The following is a 15,087-nucleotide window of genomic DNA, read 5'->3' as shown; positions in this document are numbered from 1 at the left end:
CAAACCGGTACGCCCGGATCAGCCAAGACAGACTTCGACAAGATGGCAGTCCGCTTCTGAACGGCGTTTATACGGCCAGCCCAATTTTTCTGTCAATTGTTCGGTCAGCCGGAGGCCAAGGCCGAATCCAAGGTCCGGAGCTGACGCGTTTTCTCCGGCTGTATGGTTTTTGATCTCAACGCATCGGCCTTTCTGGGTAATACGGACAGTGCCGCAATGGGTATGCTGAAACGCATTGCGGATGAGATTTCCCAGAACAATACGGGCGGCGATGCCGGGGATTGAAACCGGACAGGCGTCTGTCCCGACAATCAAATCCACGTCCTTGTCTTTTAAAAGATAGCGCGACTCCTCAATCAGATCGCAGATAAGCTGCTCCAGATCCAGCGTTTCTGCCGGAAGTTCGCCTTCACTCTCCCGGCTCAGCCAGAGAAGCGTCTCCGTGAGATGCTTCATTGTCAGGCTGGCGCGGTCGATCCGCCCGACAATCCGCTTCTGCCGGGATTCCCGGTTTCCTCCAGGATGCTCCTGGAGTTTATGCAACAGCTCCACATTGTTCCGAATCACGCTGATCGGCGTTCTTAGCTCGTGGCTGCTGTGGCGCAGAAAAAGATATTCACGCTCAAGGCTTTTCTTGACCGACCCAAGGCTGGTGCGGATCAGCTCCGCCAGTTCATTCAGTTCCGGATAGGAAAAATCAGGCGGGACCGCGTCCAGGCTGCTTTCATTGAGCCCGTGCGCCCATTGGCCAAGCGCCCTGACCGGCCGTTCCACCTGACGGATCACCAGCCAGGTGATCCCGACCAAGGTTAACACGCTGAAAAGGCTTAAAAGGAGCAGCAAATGCATGTTCTGCGCCGCGTTTCGTCCCACCAGCGGCGAGGCGGAGGCACGGGTAACCGTTCGGCTGATAAAATAGCTGTCGCCGCCGCATGTCACCCGCATTACAAAATAAACCTTTTCAGGCGGAGAAAACCATCCGGCGTCATGGTATTTTCGCAGCACAGCGCTTTGAACCGGCGGTGTCAGGACCTTGCGGATCTCATCGGGCATCTGCTGCCAGCGCCCCGCGATATGATAGCCGCTGAACAAGTTCAGCGGCCGCCGCTTGCCTGCCGGGACAGTCTCGACATAGCTTTCCACAACCTGATCCATGTTGCCGGCAAAGACACTGTCCATGCCGCGGACAAAAGACCGGGCACTCAAAAACGAATACCCGGCAACCAGAACAAGCGCCAGGGCCAGAAAGGACAGGGCCACAAACCATTTCAGACGAATCTTTCTTTTCATGACCCATCTTCCGCTTTGACAGCAAATCCTTTTCCGGGGACGGTATGAAGCAAAGGCATTGCAAAAGGGCCGTCCACGGCTTTTCGCAAATTAAAGAGATGGACTTTAAGGCTGTTGCTGTCCGGCGGCGTCTCGCCCCAAACCGCATCCATCAGTTTCTGTCTGGAAACCACAGCCGGAGATGCACGAAGAAGCGTCTCAAGGATTTTCCAGCCCGTAGGTGATAGCCGGATCCCCCGCCCGGCCCGCACCACGCTCCCCTCCTTCAGGTTCATTTCCAGATCCCCGCATCGCAACACCCGGATTTGCCCGCTACGCCTTTTGGCCAGGGCATGGATTCTCACGACCAGTTCTTTTAATTCAAAAGGTTTCACCAGATAGTCGTCGGTTCCCGCCTCAAACCCCGCCAGCTTGTCGTCCAGCCGGTCCCGTGCGGTAAGCATCAAAATCGGCGTATCATTGCCTGCCGCACGCAGCCGTTCACACAGGCTCAGGCCGTCCAGGCGCGGAAGGTTCAAATCAAGAAGAATCACGTCATAAGCGTTTTCCCCGACCAGTTGCAATCCAGCCACGCCGTTGCTGGCGTAATCACAGACAATGGATTCCAGCTCCAGATAATCTCCCACGGTTTCCGCAAAATCGAAATCGTCCTCAATCAGAAGCACGTTTAGCATGGCTGCGCCTTCTTCTGTAAGAGTTTGATTTGCCGTGGGATACGCGAAAGCCGTTCTCCCGCATCATGCCGGATCATCAGGAGCACCGGAATTAAAATCAGCGTGATAACAGTGGCAAAGATGATGCCGTACGCCAGGGAAACGGCAGCGGGAATCAAAAACCGGGCCTGCATGGACGTCTCGCTCAGAAGCGGCACCAGACCGGCAAAAGTGGTCAGTGAGGTGAGCAGCACGGCGCGCAGCCGGCTTTTGCCCGCCCGGCTGATGGCCTGCACCAGGTCCGCTTCCTCGTCCTTTAAGCTGTTATATGTTGAAACCAGCAGCAGGCTGTCGTTGACCACGACCCCGGACAAGGCAATGATACCATTTAAAGATAAAATTCCCAATGAAAGATCATTGAGCCAGTGGCCGAGCATGGCGCCCACAATCCCGAAGGGGATGGCCGTCATGATGAGAATCGGCTGGATATAGGATTTCAGCGGCACGGCCAGCAGAAAATAAATGATGAGCAGGGCCAGCAGAAACATTTTCAGCATTGAGGTCTGGGTCTTTGCCTGTTCTTCGGCTTCCCCGGCAAAGTGAATGTCCAGGCCGGGATACTGGTTTTCCAGTCCGGGGGCGATGTCGCGCTGCAACATACTGACCAGATCGGTGGAAGAGAGGGTGTCCTTGTCCACATCCGCCGATATATAGACGGCGCGTTTGCCGTCAATGCGGGCAATTGTATCCCGGGTAAAACCGTAGCCTGCCCTGGCAACCGCGGAAAGCGGCAGCACTGTTCCGTCCGCTGTGCGGACATTGGCATCCAGCACATCCGCGGCGCTTTCCCGGGCGGATTCCGGGTAGCGGACCTTGACCTCGATCTCGTCGCTTCCCCGCTGAAACCGCTGAACGACCTGGCCGTTAAACGCTTGTAAAATCTGCTCGGCCAGCATCTCCATGGTAACGCCAAGGGATCGTCCCTGCTGCGTCAGCTCAAAACGAAGCTGCGGCTGGCCGGGTTCGAGATTGTCTTCAATACCGCTGACACCCGGAATTTTCTGAAGCCTTTCCTTGAATGCCCGGCCCGCAGTTCTCAGCAATTCATCATCGTTTGCCCGCAGTTCAACACGCAGGGCATCGACCATGGCCGGCGCGTTCTGAATGCTTACTGTCCGGGTGCCTTCCGGCAGGCCGGTCGCCTCCCGCCATTGTTTCGTGAACGTGCCAATGTCATAAGGGGCTGTCTTTTTGAGCTCCACCTTCACCGATCCGGACTGATCGGCCTCGGACAGCACCTGAAGATTGGCGATGCCTGTTTCACCCTCATCTGTGCCGCAAAGCCGCCGGCCGGTTTCATAGGCTCTTTCCTCCAGGAGATTTAAAGCCGCATGGGTCCGGCCGAAGCTGGCATCATTTTCCATCGTCAGTTGGGCGCGGACGGTATCACCCGGGATATCGGGGAAAAAACTCACCTGTAGCGCACCGGTCAAAGGCATTGTCACAACCAGAACAAAAATCGTCAGAAACAGAACAACAACCGCATACCGGTATTTGAGCGCCCGGTCAATGACCGGCCCGTAACAGCGCCGGTTAAACCAGGAAAGCCCCTTGTCCGCGCCGGTCTGAATCTTCTGCCAGCCCCGCAGCAAAGGATTTTTGCTCACCTGCGGCCGGGTGTTGAGATGAGCCAGGTGGGCGGGCAGAATCAGTTTGGACTCAACGGCCGAGAGCATGAGGCAGATGGCCACAATCATGGCGAACTGGGCATAAAGTTCTCCCAGGTGCCCGCTGGTCTGCGAAATCGCATAAAATGCCGCCACTGTGGTAAAGACCCCGAACAGGGTCGGTATCGCCACCTGCCGGGTTCCCTTGATGGTGTTCTCCACCGTGTCGCCAAGGGCGGAACGTGTGGTGTAGACGTTTTCTCCGATCACCACGGCATCGTCGACCACGATACCCAGGGCAATGATAAAGCCAAAGGTGGTCATTTCATTGAGCGAGAGCCCGGCAAAGGCATCACCCATAAAATACAGGGTGCCCAGAAACACAAAGGGCAGTCCCATGGCCACCCAGAACCCCACCGAGAGGTTCAAGAAAACGGCCAGGAGGACAAAAACCATTGCGATACCGGCCAGCGCATTCTTGATCAGAAGCTGCAGACGCTCCGTGATCATGGTACTGCGGTCATACCAGCTCGAAAGGGACACGCCCTGGGGCAGGCTGCCGTTGTTCCGCCACTCTTCGACCACCTGCCGGGCTCCCGCAACCGAATCTGAAATGTCGTCCTGCCCGGTGGTAATGACCTGCAGGGCAATGCCGGGATGGCCGTTAAAACGCGACAGCACCGAGGTGTCATCATCGAAGGTGTCACGGATCAAGGCCACATCCCCCAGCCGCACCCGGCTGCCGTCATTTCGGGTCAAAAGCGGAATGGCAGCGAAAGCTTCATTGTAATAAGCCTGCTCCGAAGCCTTGAGCTGGAGATATACACTCTCGTTTCTCAGCACAGCTGTTGCCGTGTTCGAAGACTCCTGGTTAACGGCCGTCTCCACATCCGCCAGCGACAGACCATAAGCCTGAAGCTGCCCCTCGCCGATCTCAATGACCATCATCGGATCAAGCCACCCGGAAATGGTCACCCGGTTGACATAAGGATTGGCGAGCAGATCTGTTTTGAGTTCATCGGCAAGCTGCTGCAGCGTGTGCCGGCCGGCCTCGCCGTGGAGCTGGAGCCAGAGCGAATGTTCTTCCCGCTCCGCTTTTTCAATAACCGGGTTTTCCGCTGCAACGGGAAAGTTGGAAATGGCATCCACCTTGGTCTTCACGTCTCTTAACAGCACATCGAGATCATAGTCGGCCTGTTTCTCAACGGTCACAGTGCTGCCCCGCCGTGTGGAGGAACTGGTGATCGATTCAATGCCGGTGACATCCTCGAGCTGGTCCTCGATTTTTATCGCGATCCCTTCCTCGGATTGCTTGGCTGAACCGCTGTCATAGGTGACCGAGATCGTCAGGCTGTCGGGCTCCATACTGGGAAAGGCTTCCTTGCGCAAGTTTGCCGCCTGAAAAAGGCCAAGCACAATGACGAGGACCAAAAGCAGGTTGGCAGCCACCGGGTTGGTGGCAAACCAGGCGATAATCCCTTTCATCGAATTATTCATGGACCCTCTCCGCAACCGGCCGGACCCGCATTCCCCGCATATAACTTGTCAGCGGATGAACCAGAACTCTCTGTTCGCTCTTTCTCAAGGCCTCCGGCACGGGCACATACATGGCCTTTTCATCGCTGAAACACACTGCTGCCGAAAATGCTGCCAGCGTATCGTCGGCTTTGACATACCAGATCTCGCCCTCCTGGCTCAAAGCCGAGCCGGGCAGTTTCCAGAGGTTTTCCATGCTTCGGCCGGGAATGGTCGCTTTAATAAAGGTCCCGGGCAAAAAAGGCGGTTTTGAATCAAGCGGGTTATCAACAGCAAGGATCAGATCCCTCTGCCGGGTTGCTTCCTCAAGGTGCTGCTCTGCCCGCAGGACCCGGGCTGACCAGGTTTGTCCGTTTCCGATATTTTGAAGTTCGGCATTCCAGCCGCCGCTTTCAAGCAGCCTTGCCCCGGGCAGTTTGGACCAATCTTTGGCAGACAGGGAAACAAAAATTTCAGCCCTGTCCGTACTGTACAGCCTGGCAATATCAGTACCGGCCTGGACATAGCTTCCCGGCGAAATCATACGTTCAACCACCAGTGCATCAAAGGGTGCGGTAATACGGGTCCGGGCAAGATCCTTGCGGGCGCTTGCCAGAGCGGCGCGGGCATTGGCAACGGCGGCTTCAGCGGCGGCCACCTGCGGCTTGCGAAGCACCAGTTCGGATTCGGGTTTCCCGCCTACCCCGGAAGCCTCCCATTCGGCTTTGGCCTGCAGGGCCTCGCGATTTTCTTCCAGCAAATTAAGCTGCGCATCACTTAAATCCTGCTTTGCGGCGGCCACTTCTGCCCGATAATCGGAGTCTTCCAGCCGGGCCAGGGTGTGTCCTTTTTTCAACCGCTTTCCGGGTTCAAAATCTTCGGCCAGGGACTGTACCCGGCCGGACACCTGTGAAACCAGCGTCAGATCAAAATGAGGAAAAGCCGCTGCATGGGCGCTCACGCTGGCCCGGTAGCGTGCGGTATCAACGGTGACGACGGATACATTCGGGTGTTTTTCAGCGGTTTTTTTTACCGGCACCGTCCGGTTCGCATGCACCTTCATCCTGTGCTGGATATAGAAAGCTGCGGCCAGCAGAACAAAAATGGCCGCCAACAGAATGAACCATTGTGAAAAACGTCGTATCATTGTTTCACTCCAAGGCCGAGCGCCAGGCCGAGATCAATCCGGTTGACCAGGCGCTCATGAATCAGGTTGTTTAATTGCTGTTCAAGATCATAGGTCTGCTCCTGGACATTGAGAAGATCCAGCATCCCGGCCAGACCGGCCCGATATTTTTCCCGGTACTGCAAGCGGTTGCTGCGCGCCGAGGCCAGCGCGGTGTTGATATGCCTTACCTGCTTTTTCAGCGCCTGCTCCTGGCCGACGGCGTCTTCGACTTCATTTACGGCATCAAGCAAGGTCTCGCGGTATGCCTGATAGGCTTTTGCGGTTTCCATCCCGGAGATTTCGGCCGCAGCTCTCAGTTTTCCGCCCTGGTAAAGCGGCGCGGTCAACCCGGCCAGCACCGACCAGACCGGATCGGTCAAAAGGGCAGCGCCGGGAGTGTCGGCCACGTCTTCAAAGGCCGCCTCCAGATCAATGCTGGGCAAAAGCGCCTTGTAGGCTGCGCTGGCCCGCAGGCTTTCCGCCTCAATGGCCAGGTAGGCGGCCTTCAGGTCGGGACGGCGCTTCAGGGTCTGCGCCGGAAGAGAAATCAGCGGGGGGACGACCGTGGGATAATCGGCCGGCAGGGTGAGAGCAGGCCCGGCTTCCCGCCCCAGAAGGGAGTTAAGGGCCCGCCGCTGCCTGGCCAGGTTTTCCCGGTATTCTTCCAGGCTGGCCCGGGAGCTTGCCGTACGGGTACGGGCGCTGTCCAGGTCCTCAAGGGTCCCCAGCCCGTTCTTGTAACGTCCCAGAATAAAGGCTTCGTTTTTTTCCAGCACACCGAGACGTTTCTTTTCAATTGTGATATTCTTTTGCGTGGCGATCAGCTCCAGCCAGGCCTTCATCACCTCGGCACCCAGGGTGTCCCGGGCGGATTGGTAAAGGGCCTGCTGCTGGGCCGCATCTTTTCCCGCCGCCCGGCTCTCATCGGCCAGTTTCCGCCACAGGTCCACCTCCCAGCCGATGGAAAGGGAGCCGGTATAACTTGGATCCGTGTCCTCCTCTTTGCCGGCCGTATAGCCCCCTTTGATTTCCGGCAGCCGGTCTCCGAAAGTCTTCCGGTATTGGACCTGTCTGATGCGCAGGGTCAGCAAGGTCTGCTGCAAATCCGGATTGGCCGCCAATGCCTCATCCACAAGGGCCTCCATCTCAGGGGAACTGATCAGATCCCCCAGAATGGCGGCCTGCTCCCCTTCATCCAGCACGGACCAGCGCTGGATCCGCTCTCGATCCTGATCCGCCAATGCTGCGTAATCCTTCTTCAGCCCCATACTGCAGGCGCTTAAAAACAGGATGACAAGGAAGAGAAGAAAAAAAATGCCTTTTGTCCGTAAACGGTTCCGCATTGTCCTTTTTTCCCCTTAACCAAGGATTTCAAATGCAATTTTGGAATGCATAAAACTTTTGCGTTTTTTTGTTTTGGCTACGCAGGACATATAACAGGCAGGAGGTTAACACGCGGTTAAGGCCGCCATTTGCAGCACAGGCGCTTCATGCATTCTGATCATGCCGATTTATCCGGCCCTTTGGCATTGTTCCCTGGCGGTGAGGTTCAGGCAGTTTTCCCGACCCATCAAATAGCTCCAGCACGCCCGGTGCCGCCTTGCCTTGTCACCATTACAGGGACAGCGATCCTTTGCGTAATCATAGATAATTTCAATAAAATAAAATATATTTATAAATAGAAAGTATTGGAAAAAGCAATTTATTTACATTAAGTTACGTTCTTTTGTTTACAACTGGAAAATTTCTGAAAAAGGAGCCGAATGAAGTTATCTGCCGCCCCTGTTCCTGATCACCCATGCATGAGTGACCGGGCTCATCACCGCATCGCAAGGATCCATCTGCCCGTTGCCGCCCGCTGCAACATCCGCTGCGCCTATTGCGAGCGCGGGATCGGCCGTGAATTGAACCAAAAAGACCGCCCCGGCATTTGTGAAAAAATCCTTTCGCCCAAAGAGGCGGCGAATGAAGCCCGGGACTTTCTTTGCGAGCAAGGCGAGCAGGCAATTGTGGGGATTGCGGGGCCGGGCGATCCGCTGGCCAACCCGGAGACCTTTACAACCCTTTCCCTGATCAACCGGGAACTGCCTCACGCGCGGCTCTGCCTGTGCACCAACGGCCTGAACCTGCCGGGTGCTGTAGAAAAACTCAAAAAAATGAGGGTCGCGTTCCTGAGTGTGACAGTAAACGGGGTGGATCCAAATGTCACCGCACAAATCCATTCAGGTGTGAGAAGCGGGGAGAGGCGACTGGATGGCATCCAGGGGGCGGGGCTTCTGTTGGAGTGCCAACTTGAAGGCATTCGAAAAGCGCTTGACGCCGGCATTTATGTCAAGGTGAACACTGTGGTGATTCCCGGGATCAATGACCGCCATATTACAGAAATTGCAAAATTCGTTTCAAATCTCGGGGTCGGGGTGATCAACCCCATGCCGCTAATTCCGGCCGCCCGGCTGGGCCACTGCCAAACGCCCGATGCGGCGATGATGGCAGCAATTTACAAAGCGTGCCACCCTTACCTGCATGTATTTAGATCCTGCAAACAATGCCGGGCTGATGCCCGGGGAATTCCGGGAAAGGAGTCCTGCAAATGGCAAAAGACCGCCTGAACCGACGCGCCTTTCTAAAAGCCGGCAGCCTTGCTCTTGGGGCGAGCATTTTCACGGGAGCCTCCGCTTTTGCCGGCGGCTTCACGAATAAAACACTTCAGGCCTGGTCCTGCGGCGGCCTGGCCGAGGCATTTCAACCCGCCAACCATGCTTTTGAACAAAAAACCGGCGCCGCCATTGCCTACACCGGCGCGTTTGCCGGAGCCCTGGGCAAATCGCTTTTGTCCGGAACAGCCGAAACCGAGGTGTTTGCCCCGAGGGTTCTTGAATTGGCGCGAAAACTCAGAGCGCAGGGCAAAATGCGCTGGTTTGAGCCATTGTGTTTTACCCGCTACGTGGTGGCCACGCCCAAAGGCAATCCCGCCGGGATCGAAGGAATCGCGGACCTATCCCGCGACGATGTCCGGACGGCTCTGGCCCCGGACGCTTCGCCGCCAGGCGGCAAAGCGAGCCTGATCATAATGGAAAAGGCCGGAGTGGTTGAAAAAGCCCGAAAAAATGCCGTCCAATCGGGAGACTGCGTTCAAACGGCCATGACCACGCTTGCCGACGGAAAAGCGGATGCTGCAGTCATCGAGCTGCGTATCAGCCGGCTGCCCTGCTTTGCGGGACGGCTTGAGATCCTGCCGATTCCCGAAAAATACATTCCACCGGCGCCCGTCCCTTTTACTATCGGCATGATGAAATGGGCGAAAAATCTGGATCTGGCCGAGGCGTTTATTGAATACATCCTCTCGGAAAAGAGTCAGCGCTTTTTTGAAGCAGCAGGCTTCATCCATGCACGCTCCTCTGAAGGCCGGCGACTGACCCACAAATACGGAGTTACCGATGCTTAAAACATTCTTCAGCAACTGGAAACGGCGAATCGTCCAGTTCATATCCCTGGGTCTGATCGGTGAATGGTCCTTTTACGGCATCTTCAGATGCCCCTTTGCCGTACCCTATATTGGATGCGGCAATTGTCCGGTTATCCAATGCCCGGGACGCAGCCTCTGGCTGTGGAGCTGGATTCTGATCGGCGGGTCCGTGCTTGTTTTCGGCCGGGCCTTTTGTGGCTGGATCTGCCCGGGCGGGCTGGTCTCTGAGATCCTCTCCATGGGATCGTTTCTCAAAAGCAAGCTAAAAAAGCGGGTAAGCGCCGGTCTTGCCTACGGCAAATACTTTGTGCTGGTGCTTGCCCTTTATTTCTTTTTTCTGGCCCAAAACCCGCGATGGGCCATCCCCATCCGCACGGGAGATTTTTTTAAATCCGTGGGCCTTACCGTTGAACATGCAGATCCCGTATGGATCTATAAAATCCTGTTCGTACTTGCGGCCCTGGGCCTGAGCCTGGCCGTGCCCATGTTCTGGTGCCGGTTTTTGTGCCCCACGGGCGGCGCAATAGAAATCCTTTCCCGTTTTTCCCTTTTTGGCTTTTTAAAAAACGCCCGTTGTTCGGACTGCGATCAGTGCAGGCACCGTTGCCACCTGGAGACCCGGCCTTCAGAAATCAACTGTGTCCAGTGCGGCGACTGCAAGGAATCGTGTAAACCAAACGCCATTGAATGGAAAAGTCCCCTTGCGCCATGGCGAAATCCGGATACGAATTTTGGAAGCGGGCAGGCCCGGTCGGCAAATAAACCGCATTTCCTTTAATTGATGGGGAAAAACAGCGTATCGCCTACCCCGGGATCCCCGGATTCATCCGACAACCCAAATCTGCCGCTATTGGCCGAACCCGATGCCCCCCCTGCATGCCCCCTTTCCCGCCCTGCTTGAAACCGCCTATACTGTTGCGGCCTTTCCTGCTATAATAATTCAGTTTTAAAATCTTGATGGCGCCATAAAAAGTCCAATATCTGCGTTACGCGCAATTTCTCAGAATTTCACGTACGGATAAGTACGCTGCATTCTTCGAAATTGCGCAAGCCTTGATCTTGAACTTTTTACGGCGCCATCTGAAATCAGACTTTTTACAGTGCCATCAAATCTTGGGGAATAATCAGATTATCCGGAATGCCCGATCACTGAAAGGCCAAAAGGAGCTGATCATGCAGGAGAAACATCCTCCAAAACCTTCGGATATGCCATCCCTCACGGCTCACGATTACCAGGACATGTTGATGAACGCCCCTGTGGGAGTATTTTCCAGCACGCCCGAAGGAAATTTTCTTTATGTCAATGTCGCCATGGCAGAAATATTTGGCTTTGCATCCCCGCAGGAAATGATGGCGTTGGTTGAAAACGTTGCCAAAGACCTCTATGCCGATTCCAAAGACAGAAAAGAAGTTTTGCGCCTGCTGGAAGAAAACAAAGCAGTGCGAAACCACGAATGCCGCTTTGTCCGAAAAAACAACACCACCTTTTGGGCCTCTTACAGTGTTCGTGCCGTGCGCAACGAAAAGGACGGAAAGCTTTATTATCAAGGTTTTTTATCAGATATAACGAAACGGATATTGGAAAAAGAAGCGCTTTTAAGGACACAGTTCGCCATGGATCGGGCACCGGACAATATTCTCTGGATCAATAGCGACGGCCATATTGTGTATGCAAACGATTCATCCTGCAACTGCCTGGGATATTCACGAGATGAACTGCTTGCCATGAAGATATTCGATATCGATCCGGATTTCTCCCCGAATCAATGGGAGCAGCACAAAGAGAAAAGGCGCCGGGTAGGCACCATGGCTTTCGAATCGCGGCACGTTACAAAGGACGGACGCATTTTCCCGGTTGAGATCCGAAGCAATCATTTCGAGTATAACGGCTATGAGTTGTCGCTTACTTTTGATCGCGACATTACCGAGCGCAAGCGTACGGAACAAGCCCTGCGGGAAAGCGAAACCCGCTTCCGGCAATTGTTTAAAATGGCTCCCACACCCATGGCCCATATCTCCAAAAACGGCCGGGTTCTTGATGTAAACGACGCTTTCCTTGACACGATCGGCTATTCAACCAATGACGCACCAACCCTGGAGCAGGCATGGCAGCTTTCGTTCCAGGATAGCGACCAAAAAGAAATCATGAGCACAAAATGGCAAAACGAACTGGAACGGGCCCGGGCTGAAAACGATGATCAGATGGAAGCCATGGAATGTCCGGTGCGCTGCAAGGATGGCAATGAACGCCGCATGATTATCAGCACCCGTCTGATAGAAGACAGCATTATTTTAAGTTTTTTTGACATCACTGCGCACCATCAGGCAGAAGCGGAACGGAAGCGGCTTCAGGAGCAGCTTCACCAGTCTCAGAAGCTGGAGGCTGTCGGTGTTCTGGCCGGCGGCGTGGCCCATGATTTCAACAATATGCTGGGAACGATCATGGGCTATGCCGAGCTTGCCATCAACGACACAGACCCGGCTGATCCCATCCGCGGAAAGATTGAATCCATCCTGGATGCAGCCCGGCGCTCCGCGGGCCTTACCCGTCAGCTGCTGGCCTTTGCCCGCAAGCAGACCATCGAGCCGGTGGCATTTGATCTCAACACCGCGGTTGAAGCCATCATGGAAATGATACGCCGGCTGATCGGCGAGCATATTGAACTGGCATGGCTGCCGGGAGACAAGCCCTGTACAATCTGCATGGACCCCGTTCAACTCGATCAGATTCTTGTCAATCTATGCGCCAACGCAAGGGATGCCATTGCGGATATCGGCCGGATCACCATTGAAACAAATGCTGTTTCATTTGATGCGGATTATTGCCAATCTCACGCGGAATTCCTGCCGGGGGATTACGTGCTTCTGGCCGTGAGCGACAACGGCTGCGGCATGGACAACGAGACACTCAGCCATATTTTTGAACCGTTTTTTACCACCAAGGGCCTGGGCATGGGAACCGGTATGGGGCTTTCCACCGTGTACGGCATTGTTCGGCAGAATCAGGGTTTTATCAATGTTTACAGCGAACCGGAAAAAGGCACTACATTTAGAATTTATTTGCCCGAAAACGCCGCCGATTCAGCAGAGGCAAAACCGCAACGAACTGAAACCATCCGGAAAAGCCGGGGAGAGACCATCCTGATCGTAGAGGATGAACCGATGCTTTTGGACCTGGGCATGATGATGCTCCAACGGCTGGGATACTCGGTTATCGCCGCGGCCACGCCCCACGAAGCCATACGGGCAGCCAGGGAAAACACTGGAGAAATTCAACTTTTTATTACGGACGTGGTCATGCCGGAAATGACCGGCCGGGATCTGGCTAAACGACTTCAGGAAATCCGGCCGGACATGGAATGCCTTTTCATGTCCGGGTACACAGCCAATGTTATCGCCCATCAGGGCGTATTGGACAAGGGCATCAACTTCATACAAAAACCTTTTTCCCTCAACGATCTGGCAGAAAAAATCCGAGAAATTCTAAATTGATCCGGAGATTCGCCCCCGCAAAGATGCTTTTTGTCATTGAAAATATTGCTGAAAACATGCGGCCAGCATTTTTGCATCCACCCGCCCAAGAGGCGGAATCTCCGCCGGAAGGGGGACTTTTCCATAGTCGGCAATGGCCTCCCGGTTCTCCGGGTTGGGTTCTCCGTTTAACACAATGCCGGCAACCGCTATTTCCCGGCGCTTTAATTGTTCCAGGGAAAGCAGGGTGTGATTGATGGTGCCAAGGCCGCTTTTGGCAACAAGCAAAACAGGCAGGCCAAGATGCTTTATCAGGTCTGTGATCATGGCTTTTTCGTTAAGGGGAACCATGATGCCCCCGGCGCCTTCGACAATAAGGGGCCCGGTGCATTCAGGCAGCGCAAAGGCCTCAAGATCAATGCAAAGACCGTCGGCCCTGGCTGCGGCGTGCGGTGACAAGGGCCGGGAAAGCCGATAGGTCTCGGGGTGAAAATGATGCTTCGGAAGTCCGGTGACCGTCATGATCCAACCGGTGTCAGATCCCTGCGCATGGCCGCTTTGAATCGGTTTCCAGTAGGTTCCTTTCAATCCCGCCATGAGAATGGCGGCTGTCATGGTTTTTCCGATTCCCGTGTCTGTTCCGGCAATGAAAAACCGTTCCGGCAGCCGCAGGGTCATTTTTGTTTAGTCCTTTTCCATCGATCCAGGGCGTCTATAAGCTGGTTGAGGTGTTGGTCTGTATGAAGCGCCGTAAGGGCCAGGCGAATCCGGGAGCGTCCCTTTTCAACCGTGGGCGGCCGAATGGCCATGGCCAGAATGCCGGCATCTTCGAGCCGGCCGGCAAGGGCAAGTGTTTGGGCTTCGCTGCCAACGATAACCGGAATGATATGTGTTGCTGACGGACCTGTATCCCAGCCCATGCGATGCAGCTCCGCTCTCAGATCCCGGGCTTTTTCCATAAGCTGCTTGCGCTCCCGCTCCATTTCGGGCACCAGATCCAGGGCTGCATCCACGGCTCCCATCACCGACGGGGGAAGCGCAGTGCTGTAAATGAATCCGGAACAACAATTGACCAGATAATCCCGCATTTGTTTTGAAAAAGTGCCGTAAGCGCCAAAAGATCCCAGCGCCTTGCCAAAGGTACCCATGCAGCAATCCACCGCGGTCCCGGCGGTCAGCCCCATGCCCCGCGCTCCGGCAACACCTGTTGCATGGGCTTCGTCTACGATCAGGATCGACCCGTAACCGCGTGCCATTTCAACCAGTTGCGCCACGTCACTGATGTCTCCGTCCATGCTGAAAATGGATTCAGTGACAATAAAGATGCGGCTGTAGTCCAGGTAACGGCTTTTGTGCAATATCTCTTCAAGGTGGGCCAGGTCATTGTGGCGAAAAACCGCAAGGGCGCAGCGGCAGAGGCGGGCGCCTTCGATGATGCTCCGGTGGTTGAGCCGGTCGGATAAAATCAGCGATTTTTTGTCTGCCAGGGCCGGAAGAAGCGACAGGTTTGCCTGAAATCCGGAGTTGAAAATCAGCGATGATTCAGCCCCCTTCAGCCGGGCCAGTTTTCCTTCCACCGCTTCTGCACAGGGCAGGGTGCCGCACACCAGCCTGGACGCCGTGGCTCCGGCCCCATAGCGATCCATAAAATCCTTTGACCGCTGCCGCAGCAAGGGGTGGCGGGCCAGGCCAAGATAATCATTGGAACAAAAATTTATTAAAGACTTCCCGTTTCGTTTAACCATGACCCCGTCGCAGGGCGTGACAGGAACCAGAAAACGCAAATGGTTCTCCTGCTTGCGCCGGCCCAGTTCTTCCTTCATAAAATATGTGGCAGAGGTGCGTTTTGTCATTCCC

11 protein-coding genes are annotated in these 15,087 nt (G+C 55.1%); 4 read left to right on the top strand and 7 right to left on the bottom strand.

Going from position 1 to position 15,087, the window contains the following annotated elements; all coding sequences use genetic code 11:
* Positions 1–18 precede the first annotated feature (18 nt).
* From HNR65_RS03315 to HNR65_RS03295, 5 genes are read right to left on the bottom strand one after another with little or no spacing between them, the layout of a single operon-like run.
* The gene (locus HNR65_RS03315) at positions 19–1,290 is read right to left on the bottom strand and encodes a sensor histidine kinase (RefSeq protein WP_181550001.1); all 1,272 of its coding nucleotides are present in this window, start codon (positions 1,288–1,290) and stop codon (positions 19–21) included.
* On the bottom strand, positions 1,287–1,964 hold the full coding sequence (locus HNR65_RS03310) for a response regulator transcription factor (protein ID WP_181550000.1): 678 nt from the start codon (positions 1,962–1,964) through the stop codon (positions 1,287–1,289). The genes HNR65_RS03315 and HNR65_RS03310 overlap by 4 nt, the downstream gene beginning before the upstream one ends.
* Entirely contained in the window at positions 1,958–5,107 is a 3,150-nt protein-coding gene (locus HNR65_RS03305) for an efflux RND transporter permease subunit (protein WP_181549999.1), read from the bottom strand. The genes HNR65_RS03310 and HNR65_RS03305 overlap by 7 nt, the downstream gene beginning before the upstream one ends.
* Positions 5,100–6,272 (bottom strand): efflux RND transporter periplasmic adaptor subunit, encoded by a 1,173-nt coding sequence (locus tag HNR65_RS03300; RefSeq protein ID WP_181549998.1) that lies wholly within the window; start codon positions 6,270–6,272, stop codon positions 5,100–5,102. Before HNR65_RS03300 ends, HNR65_RS03305 begins: the two co-directional genes overlap by 8 nt.
* A complete protein-coding gene (locus tag HNR65_RS03295) occupies positions 6,269–7,561 on the bottom strand; it encodes a TolC family protein (protein ID WP_220128263.1) in 1,293 nt (430 codons plus the stop codon). The genes HNR65_RS03300 and HNR65_RS03295 overlap by 4 nt, the downstream gene beginning before the upstream one ends.
* A gap of 495 nt (positions 7,562–8,056) precedes the next feature.
* Between HNR65_RS03295 and HNR65_RS03290 the strand changes: the two genes are divergently transcribed.
* From HNR65_RS03290 to HNR65_RS03275, 4 genes are all read left to right on the top strand, one after another.
* Positions 8,057–8,902 (top strand): radical SAM protein, encoded by an 846-nt coding sequence (locus HNR65_RS03290; protein ID WP_181549996.1) that lies wholly within the window; start codon positions 8,057–8,059, stop codon positions 8,900–8,902.
* Positions 8,884–9,738 (top strand): substrate-binding domain-containing protein, encoded by an 855-nt coding sequence (locus HNR65_RS03285; RefSeq protein WP_181549995.1) that lies wholly within the window; start codon positions 8,884–8,886, stop codon positions 9,736–9,738. The genes HNR65_RS03290 and HNR65_RS03285 overlap by 19 nt, the downstream gene beginning before the upstream one ends.
* Positions 9,731–10,537, top strand: a complete 807-nt coding sequence (locus HNR65_RS03280) for a 4Fe-4S binding protein (protein WP_181549994.1) — start codon at positions 9,731–9,733, stop codon at positions 10,535–10,537. Before HNR65_RS03285 ends, HNR65_RS03280 begins: the two co-directional genes overlap by 8 nt.
* Positions 10,538–10,932: 395 nt before the next feature.
* Positions 10,933–13,251, top strand: coding sequence for a PAS domain S-box protein (locus HNR65_RS03275; protein WP_181549993.1), 2,319 nt, complete (start codon positions 10,933–10,935; stop codon positions 13,249–13,251).
* A 33-nt stretch (positions 13,252–13,284) separates the two neighbouring features.
* Here HNR65_RS03275 and bioD read toward each other — a convergent pair whose 3' ends face one another.
* Together bioD and HNR65_RS03265 are read right to left on the bottom strand one after the other, a co-directional pair.
* Positions 13,285–13,908 (bottom strand): dethiobiotin synthase, encoded by a 624-nt coding sequence (gene bioD / locus HNR65_RS03270; RefSeq protein ID WP_181549992.1) that lies wholly within the window; start codon positions 13,906–13,908, stop codon positions 13,285–13,287.
* Positions 13,905–15,083: an aminotransferase class I/II-fold pyridoxal phosphate-dependent enzyme gene (locus HNR65_RS03265; RefSeq protein WP_181549991.1), complete on the bottom strand. Its 1,179-nt coding sequence runs from the start codon at positions 15,081–15,083 to the stop codon at positions 13,905–13,907. The genes bioD and HNR65_RS03265 overlap by 4 nt, the downstream gene beginning before the upstream one ends.
* Positions 15,084–15,087: the final 4 nt, after the last annotated feature.

This window comes from Desulfosalsimonas propionicica (genome assembly GCF_013761005.1).
Classification (GTDB): Bacteria; Desulfobacterota; Desulfobacteria; order Desulfobacterales; family Desulfosalsimonadaceae; genus Desulfosalsimonas; species Desulfosalsimonas propionicica.
This window is presented reverse-complemented; position numbering and strand designations above follow the sequence as displayed.